Below are 20,427 nucleotides of genomic sequence, written 5' to 3'. Positions count from 1 at the left end.
TAAAACCCGACAGGTATGCTATTGTTTAAAAAAATAATGATTACCTAGTTGTTCAAAGGATTATACCCCAAATAAGGCACATGTTTTTCATTAAACTGAATGCCAAATTCCTGTAATTCATTTAAAATAGGTTGATAAATTTCTTTGGTTATGGGAATTTGAACGCCAGGGCTTGTAATTTTACCATTTAGAATAGCAAGTGTAACCATGGCAACAGGTAGGCCAACGGTTTTGGCCATAGCGGTATAGGTTTGGTCTTCGCCCAAAACTACCATATTAGCATCTATTTGGTGTTTTTTTCCGTTGAGTTCATATCCAAATTTATGGTACATCACAATCATATCCTTATCATCCTTACTCAGTGTCCAGCTATCCATTAATATTTTTTGGAGAATTTGGGCTGGTGTTGCATTTTTAAGTCCTACTTTTTTATTAGCATTAAAAATATCGAGTTCTTCAAGTTTGTCCCAAACCACATCATCTTGGTCTATCTTTAATTCGTGCCTTAATTTTAATTCCACCGAATCTTTATGGCTATAGGGGAGAAATGCATTGGTAAAGTCGCGGTAGCTCATGGATTCGCTATCTTCTATGGTAAAGCTATCGTCCGTCATCCCAAGGGTTACAAAAATATGCCATGCACGACTAAAACCTACACGTCGCATAGTGCCACGGTATAAGGTTTTTACATTCTCTAAACCATAGGCACTTTGGTATTTTAGCGAATCGCGGTTTGCGTAGGCCTCGAACCTTCCGTGGCCTTCAATATCTAAAAACTCGGTACGTCTGAACAAACGCTGGTAAGGAATGTATTTATAACTGCCTTCTTGTATAAACTTTGCAGTACCGCCTTGGCCTGCAATAACCACATTTCTTGGGTTCCACGTAAATTTATAGTGCCATAAGTTAGTGTCGCTTTCCGGAGCAATTAATCCTCCTGTAAAAGATTCAAATAATAGTATGGTACCGCCTTTGTCTCTTATATTATTTAGAACATTCATGGCGCTCATATGATCGATACCGGGATCTACACCAATTTCATTCATTAAAATAACACCATTTTTTTTCGCTTCCTTATCTAGAGACATCATGTCTGTACTTACATAAGATGCGGTAACCATGTGTTTTTTTAAAGTAACACAGTCTTTTGCCACAATAGTATGAAAGCTAGCGGGAAGCATGGAGATAATAATATCAGAGTTTTTAATGGCTTTTAAGCGTTCCTGATCGTTAAAAACATCTAGTGGTATTGCATTGGCATTGGCATGATTGTGTAACAAGTTTTTAATGTTAGATACATTAAGGTCGCCTATCGTTATATGCAAATGTTCCGAAGCAGATTTGCTTAATAAATATTTTAAAAGGTAAGAAGTAGATTTACCTGAACCAATAACTAAAATCTTTCGCATATTGTTATATGTTGAGTAAATTTGTTTAAACTATTAAAATTTAAAAATGACTAAAATTATACTAATTTCTGCGGCTATTTTGGGTGTGTTATCAATTATTCTCGGTGCTTTTGCATCTCACGGGTTAAAAGCACACTTGTCTCCAGAAAATTTGCAAACTTTTGAAACGGGTGTGCGTTACCAAATGTATCATGCCCTTTTATTATTATTTGTTGGCAGTACAAGTTTAGTGAGCTCTGGATGTAAAAACATCATTTTTTATTTGGTTATTTTTGGTGTGGTTTTGTTTTCTGGTTCTATATATGGTTTAGCAACGAATCAACTATCTAGTTTTAATTTCAAATCTATTGGCTTTATTACACCAATAGGAGGGTTGTTTTTAATTGCGTCTTGGGTGGTTTTAATTATTAATTTCGTAAAATTAAAGTCATAAAAATACGAATTTTATATTTTTAGTTAAAAATAATATCATAATTTTGTAATATAAATATTTTGCCTTAAAGATTTCACGACAAACTATATTCAAATTATGAAAACTATTGCTTTAGAATCCTACGGTATAAAAAATTCAAAAATTAACTATCAATTATCTCCTGAAGATTTACATCGTATTACTATTGAAAAAGGACAAGGTGTACAAGCATCTTCTGGTGCCTTGGCTGTAAATACTGGTGAGTTTACAGGACGATCTCCAAAAGACAGGTTTATTGTAAATGATGCTATTACCGAAGATAAAATTTGGTGGGGCAATATTAATATTCCTTTTTCACCAGAAAATTTCGATAAACTTTACGATAAGGTCACTGCATATTTGTCTGGAAAAGAGATTTTTGTACGCGATTGTTATGCTTGTGCAGACCAGAACTACAAAACAAATATTCGTGTAATTAACGAATATCCATGGAGTAACATGTTCGCGTATAATATGTTTTTAAGGCCTACAGCCGAGGAATTGGAAAGTTTTGAGGCAGAATGGACCGTTGTTAATGCGCCAGGATTTAAGGCAAATGCTGAGGCAGATGGTACAAGGCAACATAATTTTGCAATTTTAAATTTTAGTAAAAAAATTGCTTTGATTGGTGGTACGGGTTATACTGGTGAAATTAAAAAAGGTATTTTTTCGGCTTTAAATTTTATACTTCCTGTAGAAAAAAACACGTTGCCTATGCATTGTAGCGCAAATGTAGGTGCTGCTGGCGATACGGCTATTTTCTTTGGATTGTCTGGAACTGGAAAAACCACACTTTCTACCGATCCTAATAGAAGTTTAATAGGTGATGACGAGCATGGTTGGACCAACGAGAATACCGTTTTTAATTTTGAAGGCGGGTGTTATGCCAAAGTAATTAATCTTTCTAAAGATCAGGAACCAGAAATTTACGATGCCATTAAGCCAGGAGCCATATTAGAAAATGTAATTTTAGATGATAAAGGTGTTGTAGATTTTGCCGATACATCAATTACCCAAAACACAAGAGTAAGTTACCCCATTCATCATATTGAAAATATTAAAGTTCCATCAGTAGGTAAAAACCCTAAAAACATCTTCTTTTTAACTGCCGATGCTTTTGGTGTTATTCCTCCTATATCTAAATTAACGCCAAGTCAAGCAGCTTATCATTTTATTTCTGGATATACTGCTAAAGTGGCGGGGACTGAAGCTGGTGTTAAAGAACCGCAACCATCATTTTCGGCCTGTTTTGGAGCCCCATTTATGCCCTTGCACCCGGCTAAATATGCAGAAATGCTAAGTAATAAGATGATTGAAGCAGGTGTAAACGTTTGGCTAATTAATACAGGCTGGACAGGTGGCCCCTATGGCGTTGGAAAGCGCATGGAATTAAAATATACTAGGGCTATGATTAATGCGGTTTTAAATGGTGATTTAGGTTTGTACGATTACGACCACTATCACATTCATTCCGTGTTTGGTGTAGCCCAACCTAGAACCTGCCCCGGGGTGCCAACCAGTGTTTTAAGCCCTAGGCAAACGTGGAATGACGATGAAGCTTATTATACTATGGCATTTAAATTAACCAATGCATTTAGAGAGAATTTTAAAAAGTTTGAAGCGCATTGTACCGAAGAAATTAGGCGTGGTGGTCCGCAGCGTTATGCGTTTTAATTAAATTTTAAGATATTATCTTATTAAGCTAAAATGACCTGTTATAGATTTGCCGTCAATGTAAATAATTAAATACCAGTAATCATCTGACGGCATTGGAAAACCATTGAATTTTCCATCCCATCCTTTTGTTTGATCTGTTAATTGTTTTAATAGTTTTCCATATCTGTTATAGATATTAACCTGCTGTATTCGGTTGGTAGGGTTGGGTACTATCCAGTAGTCATTAAACCCATCATTATTTGGGGTAAAAAATTTTGGCGGTATAATAACGTCCTTTAATCCAGTTGTAAATGTTTGTTCAGTGCAATCTTCGGTTTCCCCATATACGTTGTAAGGCGTAATAATAACGTACAAAGTAGTGTTTTCTGGTAAATCTGCTGGAATATCGTAAACCGTTGTGTTGCCAACATCAAATCGGTTTAGTATATCTATATTATTGGTAAAGGTTTCTAAGGTTATAATATAGCCGTCAGCTCCTGGCACGGGTTCCCATACTAAATTAGTGTTAACAGGAACAAGTTGCGACTCTGGTCTTGGCTCTGTTAGCGTGGTGCAAATTGGTCTTAAATTTGTCGCACCTGTTGTAAAAAACGAAAAGTTACATCCAGTAGCATTTCCAGCTAAGTTGTATGGCACTATAGTAATGTAAACTGTAGTTCCGTTGGGTAGGGCTTCTAATAGGGTATAGTTAGTTACATTTCCAACATCTTCGTTATATAATATGTCATTATTATTTGGGTCGGTGCCAATAGTTAATCCATAACCAGCTGCAGTTGCAACTGGCTGCCATGATATTGTAGGCGTTATACCAACATTGGTGGCTCCAAGAACAGGGTTTAATAATGTGCTGCACGTAGGAGGCGGAATATCTGGACCCGTAGTGAAGCTTTGCACGTTGCAATTTATAGCGTCGCCATCTGCATTGTAGGGGGTAATGCGTACGTAAATAGTAGTGTTTTCTGGTAGTTTGTTGGTGAAGCTATAAGTCGCTGCATTTCCAATATCCAAATTATCTAATATATTATTGCCTCCAAAAGTTGTTCCTACAGTTAGTTTGTACCCCAAAGTATTACTAACCCTAATCCAAGATATTGTTATTGTAACTGGAATATTGGTTTCGCCATTTGCGGGATAGATAAGTCCTGTACAGATAGGTGGGGGATTAAGTTTTTTTCCAGATGCATTAAAAGCCTTAGAATAAACGTTTGTTGTTATTCCCAATACTGTAATTATTATTAAGCACTTTTTTAGCAATTTTTCAAGGTATTACATTAAAACAGTTTTTTGTTTTCTTTGTTTTTAAATTCAATTTTACAAAAAATGTAGTAGTATCCTTGTAAATTAATGTCCTTTATTTTTAAAATATAGTTGAATTAGCGATAAATTGATTAATATTTAGTTTTTCGAAATAAAAAAAGCCCGATTTAAATCGGACTTGAGTTTGTGTATCGTTAAATAAGTATTTACTTTCCTTTATTAACCTTGTCAATGTATTTTTCTAAAGCCATCGTCATCGAAGGTGTTTCTGGAGTTGGTGCAGCAATATCTACACGCAGCCCTTTTTCTTCTACAGCTTTAATTGTAGTGTTTCCAAATACAGCTATTCTAGTTTCATTTTGTTGAAAATCTGGAAAATTTTGAAATAAAGACTCTATGCCAGAGGGACTAAAAAACACTAAAACATCATAATAAACATCTGCTAAATCAGACAAATCGCTTACCACAGTTTTAAAGAAGGTAGCTTGTTTCCAGTCTACACCTAAAGCATTAAGTGTTTCAGGAACTGCAGGTTTTACTTTATCTGTATTGGGCAGTAAAAACTTTTCGTCTTTATATTTCTTTATTAAAGGCGATAATTCTGCAAATGTACGTTTCCCCACATAAATTTTACGTTTTCTATACACCACATATTTTTGTAAATAGTAGGCAACAGCTTCAGATTGACAAAAATATTTCATGGTATCTGGAACCTTAAAGCGCATTTCTTCTGCTACTCTAAAAAAGTGGTCTACAGCATTTCTGCTGGTTAAAATTATAGCGGTGTAGTTTTTTAAATCAATTTTTTGATGCCTTATCTCTTTTGCAGGAACACCTTCTACATGTATAAAAGGTCTAAAGTCTATTTTTACTTTCTTTTTCTCTTGCAAGTCGAAGTAAGGGGAGTTCTCAATTTTAGGTTCTGGTTGAGATACTAAAATGGTCTTTACTTTCATGGGCGCAAAACAGTTAAATTAGGCACTATAAATCGCGTAAATAATTACATAGGGTGCGATTTCGAGAGCGCAAAGATACAAAATAAAATAGAAATAGTTGTTTTTTATTTCATTTTGATGCGCTTTAAATGAGGTAATTAAACCGCTTAGATTTACAAGAAATAGTATAGCCAAAACCGCATAAATTATGTTTTTGTTTGGGGTAATACTAAATATTAAAATTGCGTTAATTGGTAAAAGTAATAGGCCTAAATAGTTTTTGTAGCTAATTTTCTGGAAAAGATAATTATCTATTATAGTATCAATCTCAAAAAGGCTAGCAATTAAGCGTTCTAAAAGTACTTTGGCGAGCATAAAAACACCAATGCCAACGGCTAGTTTAAAGATTAGCGTTACATTTATTTGTACTGTATTTGTTAAATGCTCTAAACACAGTGCACAAAAAATAGCGCCAGATATAACTAGGTTTAAAAAAAGTAACCCATCGTAATAATCTAAAAATTTTTGGTCTTTGCCATAAATCTTTAAGTACCTAGAATTGCTAATTACCAATATAAAATCGTTAAAACGTTTTGGCGCAATGCTTTTGGCCAAGGCAATGGTTACCAAGCCAATTAGTAACAAAAATATATAGAGTGTATGTGATGGTACTTCTCGAAGCATGGGTTAAAATTATCATAAATTTTACAGAAGGAATGAAATATTACAAAATTTTTAAAAAAAAGAATAGCTTAAAAATGTACATTTGCCCTTATATTATTTTAGATGAAGGACGCTGTAGTAATCATTCCAACCTATAACGAAATTGAAAATATAGAACTTATTATAAAGGCTGTGTTTTCAGAATCTAAAGATATTCACATCCTTATTGTAGACGATAATTCCCCCGATGGTACTTCAGATAAGGTTAAAGCACTTCAAAATATATTTCCTGGAAGGCTACATTTAAAACAACGCGAAGAAAAAGCTGGTTTGGGTACCGCTTATATTTTAGGGTTCAAATGGAGTTTAGTTAGAAAATACGAGTATATATTTGAAATGGATGCCGATTTTTCTCATGACCCGAAAGATCTAATACGTTTGTACAAGGCTTGTGCCGAAGGGGGCGCAGATATGGCAATAGGCTCGCGTTACATAACAGGTGTAAATGTGGTGAATTGGCCAATGAATAGGGTGTTAATGTCTTATTTAGCATCAAAATACGTACGCTTTATTACTGGTATGAATATAAATGATACTACTGCAGGTTTTGTATGTTATAGGCGCAATGTGCTGGAGGCTCTAAATTTACGTAAAATTAAATTTATTGGGTATGCGTTTCAAATAGAAATGAAGTTTAAAACCTACTTAAAAAATTTTAAAATTGTAGAAGTTCCCGTTATTTTTACCGATAGAACACGAGGTGAGTCTAAACTCAGTTCAGGAATTATTTCTGAAGCGGTTTTTGGGGTTATTTCAATGAAATTAAAAAGTTTGTTTAAAAGAAAAGATTTGTAATGAAACTAAAAAGAACACTTATTAAAAACGCTAAAATTGTTAACGAAGGCAAAATTTTTAGTGGTGATATACTAATTGAAGGCGAGATTATTAAGCAAATAGACACCTCGATAAGTGCAAAATGGGCAGATGTTAACATAATTGATGCAGAAGGTAAATATGTACTACCGGGAGCTATAGACGACCAAGTACATTTTAGAGAGCCAGGATTAACACATAAAGCAGATATTGCAACAGAGTCTAAAGCAGCATTAGCGGGAGGTATTACCTCATTTATAGAAATGCCTAATACAAACCCACAAACTACCACGGTAGAAAAACTTGAGGAAAAATTTGAGATTGCGGCTAAGACATCATCTGCAAATTACTCATTTATGTTTGGAGGCACTAACGATAATCTAGACGAAATTTTAAAAGTTGATGAAACAGCGGTTGCAGGTTTAAAACTATTTTTAGGGTCTTCTACAGGTAATATGCTGGTGGACGATCCAGAAATTCTTGAGAAAATATTCCAAAGTACAAACATGGTAATTTCGGTGCATTGTGAAGACGAAGCTACCATTCGCGAAAACCTTAAAACCCATATAGAAACATACGGAGAAGACATTCCCATAGAAAAACATCCTATTATAAGGAGTGAGGAGGCGTGCTACCTATCATCTTCAACAGCTATAGCTTTGGCAAAAAAAACAGGTGCTAGATTACATGTGTTTCATTTATCAACCGGAAAAGAAACCCATTTATTTAGAAACGATATTCCTTTAAAAGATAAAAAAATTACAGCAGAAGTATGCATTCACCATTTATGGTTTTCAGACGAAGATTATAAGAAAAAAGGAACGCTTATTAAGTGGAATCCCGCTGTTAAAACTGCAAAAGATAGAGACCAACTTTGGGAAGCGCTTTTAGATGATAGAATTGATGTAATAGCTACAGACCATGCACCACATACTATAGAAGAAAAGAAAAACGTTTATACCAAAGCACCTTCTGGCGGGCCATTAGTACAACACGCATTACCAGCTATGTTGGAAATGTACCATAAGGGTAAAATTTCAATTGAAAAAATAGTTGAGAAAATGTGCCATAATCCTGCTATATTGTTCCAAGTAGAAAAAAGAGGTTACATAAAAGAAGGTTACTATGCAGATTTAGTATTGGTAGATTTAAATAATCCTTGGACTGTGCAAAAAGATAATATTTTATACAAATGCGGATGGTCTCCTTTTGAAGGTGCAACATTTAAATCTAGAATTACGCATACCATTCTAAACGGTAGTTTGGTGTATCATAATTTTGAATTTCAAAATACAAAAGCGGCAAAACGATTAACCTTTAACAGATGATACGAAAAAAACTTTTAGTGCTATTTTGTATTGTATTATGGGTTTCTTCCTGCTACCAATACAATAAACCCGAAAAACCCAAAAATTTAATCCCTAAAGAACAAATGGTTAATATTTTGCTCGATTTAAAATTAATTGGAGCAGTAACAGGAAGGGATAAAGAGGTTTTGGATAGTGCTAAAGTTGTTCCAGAAAGTTATGTCTATAAAAAGTATAATATAGACAGTGCACAGTTTGCCAACAGTAATGCGTACTATACTTATTATATGAAAGAGTATGCGGAAATCTACGAAAAGGTAAAAGATAGCCTTTCAAAACTAAAAACATATTATACCGATATTCTCGATAGGGAGCTAAAAGAAAAAAGAAAAGCAGATTCACTAAAGGCTGCTAAACGAGAACTAGAAGCTTTAGAGCTAGATGCAGAAATAATAGATACAGAGGAAGAAGAGCCTAGACTTATTGATGCTGTTTCAGATAATGAGTAGCCACTTCAGCTATAACATCTTCTACAGCTTCAAAATTATAGTTTAAAGTGGCAGTAATTTTAGTATTACTGTAATTCTTTTTTGTTATTAAGGAGTGCGCCAACTGTTTGGTAAGGCGTCTTCGCTTTCCTGTTAGTATTCGTTTTAACCAATCGAGTCGCCAACCTATTTGCAGCAACCAAGGTTTTGCCAGTTTTTTGGGAGGTTTTACCTGTAAAGCGTTGGCTGTAGTTTGTAAAAACGATTTGTAAGACCAATTTTCGGCAACCAGAATATACCGTTCGTTCTTAATATCGCTTTTTAAAAGTTGCACCATAATAGCCGTAACATCCTTTACAGATACCAAAGCAATGCTACCAGAGGTATAATACGTAATGCCCTTATGTATTTTTTTAAATAAAACACCCGAACCATAACGCCAAATACCAGCACCAAGAATAACACCAGGATTTACAATTACAGCATCTAGTCCTTCTTGTGTTCCACGCCATACTTCCATTTCGGCACCATATTTTGTAATGGCATAAACACTATTGTCTGCCTCAGGATTCCAATGGGTTTCTTCGGTTATGGCCTCATTTTTTAAAGGGTTTCCAACGGTAGCAATAGAGCTAATGTAACATAATTTTTTTACAGCATTAGTAATGCATAGATTTACAACATTTGCTGTACCATCAATATTTGTATGTCTTAACAACTGGTATTTATCTGGTTCAAAAGACACGAAAGCAGCGCAATGGTAAACGTAGCTTACATTTGTAAGCGCATCATCTAAAGCAGGGATATCTAAAATATCGGCTTTTACCCATTCAATTTTATTAAAAAGCTCTTGGTAGGCTTGGGTATAACAAGAAAACACTTTTTTAACGTTTTCAAGTTTGCGTTCAGTTCTGTAAATGGCCCTAACAGTTTCATTATCAGAAACCAATTTATAAAGTAAATGTGCGCCTACTAACCCTGTGCTTCCTGTTACTAATATCATACAACGAAATTACAGAATATTTTATTCATTTCACGTCTTAATAAGTAACACTTTGCACTTTCGCCATTTTGCAGGAAACGCTATTTACGTCATTTTATGTGCTCTAATTCTACACGTATTTTTATATTTGCGCTAGTTTTCTAAAATAAGATAAAATGGTAACCAATTTTGTAGAAGAATTAACGTGGAGGGGCATGATACATACAGTAATGCCTGGTGCGGAAGAACACTTAATGGAGGGGATGAAAAGTGCCTATGTGGGCTTTGATCCTACAGCCGATTCTTTGCATATAGGAAACTTAGTGCCTATTATGTTGTTGGCACACTATCAACGTTGTGGGCATAAACCTGTTGCTTTAGTTGGTGGTGCAACGGGAATGATTGGCGACCCTTCTGGTAAATCTAGCGAGCGTAATTTGTTAGACGAAACCACATTACGCCACAATCAAGAAGCTATAAAAAAACAATTATCCCATTTTTTAGATTTTGAGAGTGATGCTGATAACGCCGCTGTTTTAGTGAATAACTACGACTGGATGAAGGAATTCTCGTTTTTGGAATTTATTAGAGATGTAGGCAAACACATTACCGTAAACTATATGATGGCGAAAGATTCTGTAAAAAACAGAATTTCTGCCGATGATTCTGAAGGAATGAGCTTTACAGAGTTTACCTATCAATTGGTGCAGGGTTACGACTTTTTGCATTTGTATAAGGCTAATAATTGTACTATTCAAATGGGAGGAAGCGACCAATGGGGAAATATTACTACTGGTACAGAATTAATTCGTCGTATTGGTAGCGGAAAGGGTTTTGCCATTACTTGCCCACTAATTACGAAGTCTGATGGTTCTAAATTCGGAAAGTCTGAAGGTGGTAATGTATGGTTGGATGCAAACAGAACATCGCCTTATAAATTCTACCAATATTGGTTAAACTCTAGTGATGAAGATGCTGAAAAATATATTAAGATTTTTACTTTTTTAACCGAAGAAGCAATAAACACGCTTATTTCCGAGCATAACGAAGCGCCACATTTACGAGTGTTACAAAAACGTTTAGCTGAAGAAATAACAACAATGGTACATTCTAAGACCGATTTAGAAAATGCCATAAAAGCAAGTAGTATTCTCTTTGGAAAATCTACAAGCGAAGATTTAAAAGCACTTAACGAGCAAACATTTTTAGATGTTTTTGAAGGTGTGCCCCAAACTGAAATTGATAGATCTGAAGTTGATGCAGGTTTAGATATGATTGGTGCTTTAGCAGAAAAAGGAGGGTTTTTAAATTCTAACAGTGAAGCAAGACGTGCGCTTAAGGAAAATTCTATTTCAGTAAATAAAGAAAAAGTAAAAGAGGATTATAAAATTACTGCAGCAGACTTAATAAACAATAAGTTTGTGCTCTTGCAGCGTGGTAAAAAGAATTATTTTGTTTTAACTGTAAAATAACACAAAGTCCCGCCTTTTTGCGGGACTTTTCAACTAACCAACTTACTAGAGTTAATCTTTCTTTATTCTTAGCTGTTGTTTTGTCGTAGAAAAATTTAAATACTTACAGTTAATATTTTTACAGTACCATTAAGTTGCATCCACGCACATCAGAATTATCAAAACGCCCTATAATTTCAAAGGAATTATCACGGTAAATACGTCCTAAATCTTGGGTTGCTATAAAAGCGCAAGAATTAATATTTGCCAAATCAATTACATTTATACCTCCGGCTTTCCCAACACCTTGTAATGATAAAGGGTCTTCAGTATCTCTTGTAAAAACACGCATCCAAGGCGGGCAATTAAAAATACCGTTACCTTTAGAATAGGCCTGACTTAACAGTTCTGTCATACCGTATTCGCTATGGATGGTATTTACACCAAAACCTTTTTTTAATGTGTTGTGCAATTCTTTTCGTATTAATTCCTTGCGACGCCCTTTCATCCCTCCAGTTTCCATTATTATGGTGTTTTTAAGTTGAAAAGGTTCTTGCTCTATTAAATCCATCAAAGCAAAAGACACGCCAATAAGCAATACTTTTTTTCCTTCGGCATCTAAACGTATTAATTTGTGTTTTAGTTCAGAAAGATTGTTTAAGTAAAAACCACTATCAGTAGATTTGGATTGTGTTATTAAATCATTCACCATATAAACTAAAGAAGAGCCCTCGCGTTCTAAGTATGATGGTAGTAGTGCTAAAATGGTGTAATCCTTTATGCTACCGTAAAATTTACTAAAGCCACGTCTAAAACTTTCTTTGTATATCTCAAGATTGGTAACATAATGTTTACTTGTTGTACTGCCTGTAGTTCCAGAGCTTGTAAACACGGTTTCTGCGGTTTCGTTTCTACAAACTATTGCCCTAGTTTTAAAAAAGTCTATAGGTAAAAACGGAATATCCTTAATTGTTTTTACATCGCTTGGGTGTTTGTACAACAAATCGCAAAATGAGCGGTAAACCCTATTGTTCTCAAATTGAAATTTAAACACTTTAAGTGCCATAATTTCAAATTCAGTTTCATTATTAATATTGAAAATTGAGTTGGAGTTTATCATTGTTCATTTAGTAGCAAAAATATATAAAATAAAAAAGCATTACCAAGAACGGTAATGCTTTTAAATTATGAAAAAAGATGTTATGGAACAATCAATTTTTTTGTTGAAATAGCGCGGTCTTGTATTGCCTTAATAAGGTAAACTCCGCTGTTTAAATTAGAAATGCTTAATTTTCTTTCAATTTTTTTCTTGTTAATTACTTGTTTGCCTAAAATATCGTAAACTTTAATATCCATAGGAATGTTGGATTTGCTGTAAATAGTAATAAAATTACCAGAAACAGGATTTGGGTATATAGAGAAACCGGCAATCTCTTTTGTTTCAATTGATAGCGCTGTATTTGAAGGGTTGGTAATTCCGAAGGTTGGTCCTGATGCTGGGTCAGAATCAAAATTAGTGTTAGGCACTAAATTTCCATTTACATCAAAAACACTAATACTTTCGGTCGGTTGTCCAAAATCAACTGTCACTGTTTGGTACCAATCTCCAGTGCTACCGTCCCTAAAAACAAGTAAAGGTTCAAACTCACCATTAAATAAAATATCTGATCCTGATAAAACTGCTCCATATAGTGTGCTATCATCTGCGGTGTTATCTGAGACACCAACAGCATCTAAAATATTACCAAGTGAAGAAGTGTCTAGGGTGCCATTATCTAATACATCAAGATCATCTCCAATTGAGCCCGTGAAATTATCAGTTAAAACGATTGTGAAAGAAGGATTTTCTAAATCAGGAATAGTAACGGTGGCAAGCCCATTAGTATCAAAAGTTCCAGTTACATTGCCTGCTCTATCAACAGTTCCTTGATATCCATCACTTTCTAAACTTAAAATCCAAAGATCAAAAGCGGTATTGGCAGTACCCTTAAGTTCGAATGTTGTAGTAGAAGGGTCAGTACCAGCTGGATTTGGCTCAAATTCGTTTATAATTTGAGAATAACTCACAGAAATAAAGCAAATTGTAAAAAGTAAAAAGTAAAGTTTTTTCATAATTTTAGAGATTAATTAATTTTGTCCCTAAAATATGGAATTTCTTTAGAGGATAATTACATAAATGAAGTTTTTCGTGTTTTTTTTACAGAAAAATAACAATTTCTTTACTTAATCACTAATTTTCTGGTTTCGCTTACAGTGCCTTCAGTAATTTTTAAAATATAAACACCAGAATTTAGAGATGATATGTCTAATTCCTTTCTGGTAGTTATTGTAGATTTTATTTGTTTTCCAAGCACATTGTAGATAGCTACTTTCTTAATAGCAAATTTATTACTGCTGGTAATGTATACGGTAGATGCATTATTGCCCACAGGGTTGGGAAACACCGAAAGGCCTTCTATATTTTGTTTGGGATAGTTAATAGATGGGTTGTCCTGCGCAAATCCATTTTGAACAGACAAGCAAAAAACAGCGGTGAAAATTAAGAAAAAGTAGATGTGTTTCATAAAACAGTTTTTGCATGCTATAAAATTACTATAGAATAAACAAAATCCATACCAAAATTGTGTTAAAGATTTATGTTTTATGTCGAAAAGTTAAATCTTGGTAAGTACAGTGTTACTTTATTGTTATTTGTGTTTTAAATTTTACAAATTATCGTTAATAGTTTTATCTTTACGTTAAACACTAACGTGATTGATTCATAATGAATAAAAAAGATATTAAAATACTTTTGGTAGATGATGAGCCAGACATATTAGAAATAGTAGGTTATAACTTATCTAACGAAGGATATCAGGTAATTACTGCTGAAAACGGTTTTGAGGCTGTAAAAAAAGCTAAAAAAGAACTGCCACAATTGATAATTCTAGATGTAATGATGCCAGAAATGGATGGTATAGAAGCATGCGAACGAATTAGGAAACAACCAGAACTTAAAGATGTTGTTATTACTTTTTTAACCGCAAGAGGAGAAGACTACTCTCAAGTAGCAGGTTTTGATGCTGGGGCAGACGATTATATTACAAAACCCATTAAGCCAAAAGTTTTGGTAAGCAAAGTTAAAGCACTTTTAAGACGTTTTAAAGATGAGGTTAAGGATACTGTAAAAGTTGGAAACCTTGTAATTAATAGAGACGAGTACAAAATTATACTAAAAGGCAACGAAATTGTATTACCTAGAAAAGAGTTTGAATTGTTATCTTTATTGGCGTCTAAACCAGGTAAAGTTTTTAAACGCGACGAAATTTTAGATAAAGTATGGGGCAACGAGGTTGTTGTTGGTGGTAGAACCATAGATGTACACATACGTAAACTACGCGAAAAAATAGGAGATAAAAGCTTTAAAACAGTAAAAGGTGTAGGCTATAAGTTTGTAGACTAATGCAGGTAAAATTTAAGAAATCTTATAAGTTTGCGATAAAAACATCGCTGTACATCACCATTTTCTTTACACTCTTAATGAGTGTTTTTTTGTATTACTATTTTTCATTTACGTGGTTGCCTGTTCTTTTGTTTACAATGGTGTTCTATTTATTGTCTTTCTTAATTATTCAATATCGCGTAGAGCGCTACATTTATCGTCGAGTAAAAACTATTTACGACGATTTAACCCTTTTGGAGTCTACAAGCTTAACTAGAGGCGCCATTACTACAGACATGGCTACCTTAACTCAGGAAATCGATAAGTTTGCGAGAGACAAAAAGTTAGAAATCGAAACTTTAAAAGTTAGAGAACAATACAGAAAAGAGTTTTTAGGTAACGTATCCCATGAATTAAAAACACCGCTATTTACTATACAAGGTTATATTTTAACGCTTTTAGATGGTGCGATGGACGACAAGAAAATTCGAAAAAAATACCTTGAACGTGCCAACAGTGCCGTAGAACGTTTGGGGTATATAGTTAGCGACTTAGATTTAATAACAAAATTAGAAGCAGGAGATTTACGTTTACAGCCAGAAGTATTTGATATTGTTGTGCTTATAAAAGAAGTCTTTGGCATGGTTGAAATTAGGGCTAACGAAAAAAAAATTACCTTAACTTTTGATAGGGACTATAATAAACCTATTATGGTACGTGCCGACAAAGAACGTATTCAGCAAGTTTTAGTAAATCTTATTATTAACTCATTAAAGTACGGACGCATAAAGGGTACCACGGAAATTAGCATAGAAAACCTAATTAAAAATAAAGTTATAGTTAGGGTTACCGATAACGGCGAAGGTATAGAAAGCAACCACTTGGCACGTTTGTTTGAGCGTTTTTACCGGGTCGATAAAAGTGGCTCTAGGCGAGAAGGTGGTTCGGGTTTAGGGCTTTCTATTGTTAAGCATATTATAGAAGCGCACAACGAACGTATTTATGTGGAAAGCGAATATGGTGTGGGAAGCGAGTTTTCTTTTACTTTAGAAAAGGCCGAATAGTGCCTTATAGTCTACTTTTGTGTTAAAACTTTTTAGACCTTTATATGCCATAATTTTATCAAGCAAAAAAACACTAAACTCATCTTGTTTGCAACTAGGTACAAACCCTTGCATTGAGAGGCGTTTTGCTAAATACTCTTGTTCGGTTTGTCCAGGTGTAGGAATAAAAAAAGCTTTTTTTTCTAATTTTGCTAAATCCATAATTGTAGTATAACCAGACCTAGAGAGCACTAACTTACTTTGGTTAATTGTTTTCTCTAAGCGTTTAGAAGTCATAAAGTTGTATAGGGTCACTCTTTGTTTTTGCTCAATTTTTTGATCTTTTTCAGGAACACCCCTTACAACAACTACGTGGCCGCTATAGTTTTCAACTTCCTTTAATAACTTAGCTTCCAGTAAAGAACGCTGAGGCTCAGGACCAGATAACAAAACCAATAAATCTATAGTTTCGTCTACTTCGGTTTTTTCAAACCTGCTAATAGGGCCAATGTATTTTGTAGGTATACTAAAGTTCTTTTTATGCCCTAATTTCCCCGATAAGTTTAAGTCTCCCTCAGCATCGGGTACCCAACATTCGTTAAACCTACTTATATACTGTTCATGTAATTTTGTACTTAGCCATGTTGTGCCACCACTTAAAACATTTAGTTGGTGTGTAATAAAAGCACAAGGCACATTTTTATTGTAAGCGCCTAATCTGTTATCAGAAATAATCCCTTTAATATTATGTGTTTCAACAATTTGTTTTACTGCTTTTTTTTCAGCTTTAATAGCTTTTAAAAGTTTTGGCGAGTCTTTAATTAGCTTTAGTTTAAAATAGGCCCCTTTTTTAGAGTAGGTTACATCGTAAGACGGTAATTCTATGGACGAAAACTCTGGAAATTCCTTTCTAAGCAATTTTAAGGCTACACCATCGCTAGCAATTATGGGTTCAAAACCGTGGGCATACAATTCTTTAATTATAGGAATGCATCTGGTGGCATGACCTAAACCCCAATTTAACGGTGCAACTAATATTCGTCTCTTCATTTGTTTTTTTTGGGCGTGCCCCGAGGGTCGAGCTTTCGGCTATATCTGGTTTCCTGCGGTAAGCAGACAGGTCTTTTTTATGTTACAAAAAAGGATGTCGCTTCACCCCCTCACGCGGGTTTTTATAAAATCGAAAGTAAAGATAGCAACACTGTTGTATATTTCCTTAATTTTACCAATTCAAACGTAATATTAAGAAATAGTTAATACACTTTGGGAAGTAAAAACAAACTCAAAAGATTTAAGGAAAACGATACATTTGCTAATGTATTTCAACCAACTAGAGAAGCACTTGTAAAAAACGATTATAAATTGAAAGGGCAGTGGAATGCCACGTTTTTTAAAAATAATAACCCTATAGTTTTAGAATTAGGTTGTGGTAAAGGAGAATATACTGTAGCCTTGGCGCAAAGGTACCCCAATAAAAATTTTATAGGTGTAGACATAAAGGGCGCTCGATTTTGGCGAGGAGCAAAAACGGCACTAGAGGATAACTTGCCAAACGTAGCATTTTTAAGAACGCAAATAGAACTTATAGCGTATGCCTTTGCCGAAAATGAGGTAGATGAAATTTGGATTACATTTCCAGATCCCCAAATTAAATACAAGCGCACCAAGCACCGACTAACCAATATGGCGTTTTTAAAGCGTTATAAACAAATTTTAAAACCCGATGGCGTTGTAAATTTAAAAACCGATAGTGAGTTTATGCATGGATATACATTAGGGCTTTTACATGGTGCGGGACATGAGGTTTTATATGCAAACCATAATGTGTATAAACAAGAAGGAAGTCCTGAGGAGGTTACAAGCATTCAAACCTTTTACGAATCGCAATATTTAGAGCAAAACAAACCAATTACTTATATTAGGTTTAAAATTAACTAGTATATGAGTCTTACCGTTATCTTTTTTTTAGGGTTGTTTTTCGCCTTATTAGGGGTAATCCCTCCTGGGTTATTGAATATGACTGCCGCCAAAATTAGCCTTAAAGAAGGTCACGTTAGAGGTATTGTATTTTCAGTTGGTGTATGTGTTATCGTATTTGCACAAACCTATTTAGCGGCTATTTTTGCCCGTTACTTAAGCAGGCATCCAGAGGTAGTCAGTATTTTACGCAGTGTAGCCTTAGTTATTTTCGTGCTTATCACAATTTATTTTTTGTTTATTGCTAAGGCATCACCAAAACAACAAATTCAACCTAAAATAAAAAGCAAGCACAGTAGGTTTTTTCAAGGAATGTTAATGTCTGCTATTAATGTGTTTCCTATTCCATACCAAGCGTATATGACGATTACCTTGGCATCAGTAGGTTGGTTAAACTTCGAGCAAACCAGTATCATATCCTATGTGGCGGGAGCTGGAATGGGTACTTTTGTAATGCTGTATATCTATATTTTCTTTTTTGATAAAATAAAGAGCAAATCATTTACCTCACAAAAGAACATGAACTATATTATTGGTGGTATTACTGGCATTATTTCTATTCTTACTATCATTAAGATTATTAAAGACTGGTAAACATGACTCCAGAATCCTTAACCTTTTTTGATAAAGTTTATGATGTTGCCCGATTAATTCCTTACGGCCGTGTAACAAGCTATGGTGCTATTGCAAAATACTTAGGTGCAGCAAGAAGCGCTAGAATGGTAGGTTATGCTATGAATGGCTCTGGTGGAAAGGATGTGCCTGCGCACCGCGTGGTAAATAGAAAGGGTTTGTTAACGGGGAAACATCATTTTGATGGTACAAACCTTATGCAACAGCTTTTGGAAAGTGAAGGCGTTAAGGTAGTAGATAACCAAATTCAAAATTTTAGTGAGGTGTTTTGGGATCCGAGTAAGGCATTGTAATTACTTCCTAATTTTTATAAAATTTACAAATAATAACATATCCAAAATCTCCATAACCAAACCCAATAAGCTAATCAATAAATCTTCTAGCTTCGGCTATCTGTCTTCTAGCATTATTGCCTATCTTTGCACTTAGAATGATTCTTAATAAAAGAAATGAAGCTAGATAAAAAAGACATACTAAAAGCATTAGAAACCATTACTGTTCCTGGAGAAGGACAAAATATGGTAGAAAGCGGCGCCGTAAAAAATGTGGTAACATTTGCCGATGAGGTTATTGTAGATATTACAATAAAGAACCCCAGTTTACAGGCAAAAAAGCGTACAGAGGTAGACATTCTTAAAACCATTCACGAGAAAGTATACAAAAAAGCAAAAATTACAGTAAATGTTAAGGTAGAAGCGCCCGAAAAACCAAAACCTAATCTTATAAAAGGGAAACCAATTCCTGGCATACAAAATATTGTTGCCGTAGCATCTGGTAAAGGTGGGGTTGGTAAATCTACAGTTACGGCAAATTTAGCAGTGTCTTTATCTAAAATGGGCTTTAAAGTTGGTGTTTTAGATGCCGATATTTACGGGCCTTCAATTCCTATTATGTTTGACGTTGAGGCTGAAAAACCTTTAGCTGTAAATGTTGAAGGGAAATCTAAAATGAAACCTGTTGAGAATTATGGCGTAAAAGTATTGTCTATTGGCTTTTTTACGCAGCCCAACCAAGCTGTGGTGTGGCGTGGGCCAATGGCGGCTAAGGCTTTGAACCAAATGATTTTTGATGCGCACTGGGGTGAACTCGATTTCTTACTGTTGGATTTGCCTCCAGGAACCGGCGATATTCATTTAAGTATCATGCAGTCGTTGCCAATTACAGGTGCGGTTGTGGTTAGTACACCGCAAAATGTAGCATTGGCTGATGCTAAAAAAGGTGTAGCGATGTTTCAACAAGATAGTATTAGCGTACCTGTTTTAGGAATTATTGAAAATATGGCGTACTTTACACCAGCCGAATTACCCGATAATAAGTATTATATTTTTGGGGAAAAGGGAGCAAAACATCTCGCTAAAGATTTAGATGTATCATTTTTGGGAGAAATTCCACTAGTACAAAGCATCAGGGAAGCAGGCGATGTTGGCCGTCCTGCAGCATTGCAAACAGCAACGCCTTTAGAAAAGGCTTTTGAGACACTAACACAAAATGTTGTGCAAGAAGTTGTAAGGCGAAACGAGAACTTGCCACCTACTGAAGCAATTAAAATTACCACTATGGCTGGATGTTCAGCTGTAAAAAAATAGAATATGACCAGCGAAGAAATTAAATCAAACGTTGAAAAGGCCTTAGATGAAATACGTCCTTTTTTACAAAGCGATGGCGGCGACATATCATTATTGTCTATAGAAGATGATAAGTTGGTAAAAGTGCAGTTACAAGGCGCTTGTGTTGGATGTAGCGTTAACCAAATGACGTTAAAATCTGGTGTTGAAATGACCATAAAAAAATACGCACCTCAAATAGAGCAAGTCATAAATATAGAAATTTAAGATTTCTACAATTTAAAACCCCTCATTC

General features: G+C 34.7%; 22 protein-coding genes. 13 read left to right on the top strand and 9 right to left on the bottom strand.

What is annotated here, in order from left to right; genetic code table 11:
• Positions 1-44: 44 nt before the first annotated feature.
• A complete protein-coding gene (locus CLV33_RS02605; protein WP_105472585.1) occupies positions 45-1,409 on the bottom strand; it encodes a saccharopine dehydrogenase family protein in 1,365 nt (454 codons plus the stop codon).
• Positions 1,410-1,455: 46 nt separating this feature from the next.
• Here CLV33_RS02605 and CLV33_RS02600 point away from each other — a divergent pair, with 46 nt between their 5' ends.
• Both CLV33_RS02600 and pckA read left to right on the top strand, forming a co-directional pair.
• Entirely contained in the window at positions 1,456-1,842 is a 387-nt protein-coding gene (locus CLV33_RS02600; RefSeq protein ID WP_105472584.1) for a DUF423 domain-containing protein, read from the top strand.
• Positions 1,843-1,938: 96 nt separating this feature from the next.
• Positions 1,939-3,534, top strand: coding sequence for a phosphoenolpyruvate carboxykinase (ATP) (gene pckA, locus CLV33_RS02595; RefSeq protein ID WP_105472583.1), 1,596 nt, complete (start codon positions 1,939-1,941; stop codon positions 3,532-3,534).
• Between the two features lie 15 nt (positions 3,535-3,549).
• Here pckA and CLV33_RS02590 read toward each other — a convergent pair whose 3' ends face one another.
• The 3 genes from CLV33_RS02590 to CLV33_RS02580 form a co-directional block, all read right to left on the bottom strand.
• Positions 3,550-4,758: a T9SS type B sorting domain-containing protein gene (locus tag CLV33_RS02590; RefSeq protein ID WP_170063965.1), complete on the bottom strand. Its 1,209-nt coding sequence runs from the start codon at positions 4,756-4,758 to the stop codon at positions 3,550-3,552.
• A gap of 242 nt (positions 4,759-5,000) precedes the next feature.
• Positions 5,001-5,750 carry a uroporphyrinogen-III synthase gene (locus CLV33_RS02585; protein WP_042244361.1) on the bottom strand — a complete coding sequence of 250 codons (750 nt, stop codon included), beginning with the start codon at positions 5,748-5,750 and terminating at the stop codon, positions 5,001-5,003.
• Positions 5,751-5,768: 18 nt separating this feature from the next.
• On the bottom strand, positions 5,769-6,413 hold the full coding sequence (locus tag CLV33_RS02580; RefSeq protein ID WP_105472581.1) for a DUF4271 domain-containing protein: 645 nt from the start codon (positions 6,411-6,413) through the stop codon (positions 5,769-5,771).
• A 102-nt stretch (positions 6,414-6,515) separates the two neighbouring features.
• Here CLV33_RS02580 and CLV33_RS02575 point away from each other — a divergent pair, with 102 nt between their 5' ends.
• Genes CLV33_RS02575 through CLV33_RS02565 form a run of 3 tightly spaced genes read left to right on the top strand, consistent with a single transcriptional unit; the run spans position 6,516 to position 9,081 of the window.
• Positions 6,516-7,247, top strand: coding sequence for a polyprenol monophosphomannose synthase (locus CLV33_RS02575; protein WP_105472580.1), 732 nt, complete (start codon positions 6,516-6,518; stop codon positions 7,245-7,247).
• Positions 7,247-8,593 (top strand): dihydroorotase, encoded by a 1,347-nt coding sequence (locus tag CLV33_RS02570; protein WP_042244367.1) that lies wholly within the window; start codon positions 7,247-7,249, stop codon positions 8,591-8,593. Before CLV33_RS02575 ends, CLV33_RS02570 begins: the two co-directional genes overlap by 1 nt.
• Positions 8,590-9,081, top strand: coding sequence for a DUF4296 domain-containing protein (locus tag CLV33_RS02565; RefSeq protein WP_105472579.1), 492 nt, complete (start codon positions 8,590-8,592; stop codon positions 9,079-9,081). The genes CLV33_RS02570 and CLV33_RS02565 overlap by 4 nt, the downstream gene beginning before the upstream one ends.
• Here the strand turns inward: CLV33_RS02565 and CLV33_RS02560 are convergent.
• The gene (locus CLV33_RS02560) at positions 9,053-10,063 is read right to left on the bottom strand and encodes an NAD-dependent epimerase/dehydratase family protein (RefSeq protein WP_105472578.1); all 1,011 of its coding nucleotides are present in this window, start codon (positions 10,061-10,063) and stop codon (positions 9,053-9,055) included. The genes CLV33_RS02565 and CLV33_RS02560 overlap by 29 nt on opposite strands.
• A gap of 155 nt (positions 10,064-10,218) precedes the next feature.
• Here CLV33_RS02560 and tyrS point away from each other — a divergent pair, with 155 nt between their 5' ends.
• On the top strand, positions 10,219-11,514 hold the full coding sequence (tyrS, locus tag CLV33_RS02555; protein WP_042244372.1) for a tyrosine--tRNA ligase: 1,296 nt from the start codon (positions 10,219-10,221) through the stop codon (positions 11,512-11,514).
• A gap of 118 nt (positions 11,515-11,632) precedes the next feature.
• Here the strand turns inward: tyrS and CLV33_RS02550 are convergent, their stop codons facing one another.
• From CLV33_RS02550 to CLV33_RS02540, 3 genes are all read right to left on the bottom strand, one after another.
• Entirely contained in the window at positions 11,633-12,613 is a 981-nt protein-coding gene (locus tag CLV33_RS02550; RefSeq protein ID WP_105472577.1) for a LuxE/PaaK family acyltransferase, read from the bottom strand.
• 80 nt (positions 12,614-12,693) lie between these two features.
• Positions 12,694-13,605, bottom strand: a complete 912-nt coding sequence (locus tag CLV33_RS02545) for a T9SS type A sorting domain-containing protein (protein WP_105472576.1) — start codon at positions 13,603-13,605, stop codon at positions 12,694-12,696.
• Between the two features lie 107 nt (positions 13,606-13,712).
• A complete protein-coding gene (locus tag CLV33_RS02540) occupies positions 13,713-14,057 on the bottom strand; it encodes a T9SS type A sorting domain-containing protein (RefSeq protein WP_045371184.1) in 345 nt (114 codons plus the stop codon).
• Positions 14,058-14,257: 200 nt separating this feature from the next.
• On the opposite strand from CLV33_RS02540, the gene CLV33_RS02535 reads away from it, so the two are divergent.
• The gene (locus CLV33_RS02535; RefSeq protein ID WP_042244379.1) at positions 14,258-14,935 is read left to right on the top strand and encodes a response regulator transcription factor; all 678 of its coding nucleotides are present in this window, start codon (positions 14,258-14,260) and stop codon (positions 14,933-14,935) included.
• The gene (locus CLV33_RS02530; RefSeq protein ID WP_045371182.1) at positions 14,935-15,978 is read left to right on the top strand and encodes a sensor histidine kinase; all 1,044 of its coding nucleotides are present in this window, start codon (positions 14,935-14,937) and stop codon (positions 15,976-15,978) included. Before CLV33_RS02535 ends, CLV33_RS02530 begins: the two co-directional genes overlap by 1 nt.
• Here the strand turns inward: CLV33_RS02530 and CLV33_RS02525 are convergent.
• The gene (locus CLV33_RS02525; RefSeq protein WP_105472575.1) at positions 15,961-17,007 is read right to left on the bottom strand and encodes a glycosyltransferase; all 1,047 of its coding nucleotides are present in this window, start codon (positions 17,005-17,007) and stop codon (positions 15,961-15,963) included. The genes CLV33_RS02530 and CLV33_RS02525 overlap by 18 nt on opposite strands.
• 213 nt (positions 17,008-17,220) lie before the next feature.
• Between CLV33_RS02525 and trmB the strand changes: the two genes are divergently transcribed.
• The 5 genes from trmB to CLV33_RS02500 all read left to right on the top strand — a co-directional run bounded on the left by trmB (position 17,221) and on the right by CLV33_RS02500 (position 20,399).
• Complete coding sequence (gene trmB, locus CLV33_RS02520; protein ID WP_105472574.1) at positions 17,221-17,895, top strand: tRNA (guanosine(46)-N7)-methyltransferase TrmB; 675 nt, start codon at positions 17,221-17,223, stop codon at positions 17,893-17,895.
• A gap of 3 nt (positions 17,896-17,898) precedes the next feature.
• Positions 17,899-18,528, top strand: coding sequence for a lysine transporter LysE (locus CLV33_RS02515; RefSeq protein WP_042244383.1), 630 nt, complete (start codon positions 17,899-17,901; stop codon positions 18,526-18,528).
• A gap of 2 nt (positions 18,529-18,530) precedes the next feature.
• The gene (locus CLV33_RS02510) at positions 18,531-18,860 is read left to right on the top strand and encodes an MGMT family protein (RefSeq protein ID WP_042244384.1); all 330 of its coding nucleotides are present in this window, start codon (positions 18,531-18,533) and stop codon (positions 18,858-18,860) included.
• 156 nt (positions 18,861-19,016) lie between these two features.
• Complete coding sequence (locus tag CLV33_RS02505; protein ID WP_105472573.1) at positions 19,017-20,153, top strand: Mrp/NBP35 family ATP-binding protein; 1,137 nt, start codon at positions 19,017-19,019, stop codon at positions 20,151-20,153.
• A gap of 3 nt (positions 20,154-20,156) precedes the next feature.
• Complete coding sequence (locus CLV33_RS02500) at positions 20,157-20,399, top strand: NifU family protein (protein WP_042244387.1); 243 nt, start codon at positions 20,157-20,159, stop codon at positions 20,397-20,399.
• Positions 20,400-20,427: the final 28 nt, after the last annotated feature.

The sequence above is a fragment of the Jejuia pallidilutea genome (genome assembly GCF_002973595.1).
GTDB lineage: Bacteria > Bacteroidota > Bacteroidia > Flavobacteriales > Flavobacteriaceae > Jejuia > Jejuia pallidilutea.
This window is presented reverse-complemented; position numbering and strand designations above follow the sequence as displayed.

Excerpts from the sequence above, each read along its gene's own strand:
- CLV33_RS02600 (WP_105472584.1), top strand. The coding sequence starts at position 1,456 with ATGACTAAAATTATACTAATTTCTGCGGCTATTTTGGGTGTGTTATCA.
- CLV33_RS02510 (WP_042244384.1), top strand. The coding sequence starts at position 18,531 with ATGACTCCAGAATCCTTAACCTTTTTTGATAAAGTTTATGATGTTGCC.
- CLV33_RS02605 (WP_105472585.1), bottom strand. The coding sequence starts at position 1,409 with ATGCGAAAGATTTTAGTTATTGGTTCAGGTAAATCTACTTCTTACCTT.
- CLV33_RS02545 (WP_105472576.1), bottom strand. The coding sequence starts at position 13,605 with ATGAAAAAACTTTACTTTTTACTTTTTACAATTTGCTTTATTTCTGTG.
- CLV33_RS02505 (WP_105472573.1), top strand. The coding sequence starts at position 19,017 with ATGAAGCTAGATAAAAAAGACATACTAAAAGCATTAGAAACCATTACT.
- CLV33_RS02525 (WP_105472575.1), bottom strand. The coding sequence starts at position 17,007 with ATGAAGAGACGAATATTAGTTGCACCGTTAAATTGGGGTTTAGGTCAT.
- CLV33_RS02570 (WP_042244367.1), top strand. The coding sequence starts at position 7,247 with ATGAAACTAAAAAGAACACTTATTAAAAACGCTAAAATTGTTAACGAA.
- CLV33_RS02560 (WP_105472578.1), bottom strand. The coding sequence starts at position 10,063 with ATGATATTAGTAACAGGAAGCACAGGGTTAGTAGGCGCACATTTACTT.
- CLV33_RS02575 (WP_105472580.1), top strand. The coding sequence starts at position 6,516 with ATGAAGGACGCTGTAGTAATCATTCCAACCTATAACGAAATTGAAAAT.
- CLV33_RS02530 (WP_045371182.1), top strand. The coding sequence starts at position 14,935 with ATGCAGGTAAAATTTAAGAAATCTTATAAGTTTGCGATAAAAACATCG.
- CLV33_RS02535 (WP_042244379.1), top strand. The coding sequence starts at position 14,258 with ATGAATAAAAAAGATATTAAAATACTTTTGGTAGATGATGAGCCAGAC.
- CLV33_RS02585 (WP_042244361.1), bottom strand. The coding sequence starts at position 5,750 with ATGAAAGTAAAGACCATTTTAGTATCTCAACCAGAACCTAAAATTGAG.
- CLV33_RS02550 (WP_105472577.1), bottom strand. The coding sequence starts at position 12,613 with ATGATAAACTCCAACTCAATTTTCAATATTAATAATGAAACTGAATTT.
- CLV33_RS02580 (WP_105472581.1), bottom strand. The coding sequence starts at position 6,413 with ATGCTTCGAGAAGTACCATCACATACACTCTATATATTTTTGTTACTA.
- CLV33_RS02565 (WP_105472579.1), top strand. The coding sequence starts at position 8,590 with ATGATACGAAAAAAACTTTTAGTGCTATTTTGTATTGTATTATGGGTT.
- CLV33_RS02540 (WP_045371184.1), bottom strand. The coding sequence starts at position 14,057 with ATGAAACACATCTACTTTTTCTTAATTTTCACCGCTGTTTTTTGCTTG.
- pckA (WP_105472583.1), top strand. The coding sequence starts at position 1,939 with ATGAAAACTATTGCTTTAGAATCCTACGGTATAAAAAATTCAAAAATT.
- CLV33_RS02500 (WP_042244387.1), top strand. The coding sequence starts at position 20,157 with ATGACCAGCGAAGAAATTAAATCAAACGTTGAAAAGGCCTTAGATGAA.
- tyrS (WP_042244372.1), top strand. The coding sequence starts at position 10,219 with ATGGTAACCAATTTTGTAGAAGAATTAACGTGGAGGGGCATGATACAT.
- CLV33_RS02515 (WP_042244383.1), top strand. The coding sequence starts at position 17,899 with ATGAGTCTTACCGTTATCTTTTTTTTAGGGTTGTTTTTCGCCTTATTA.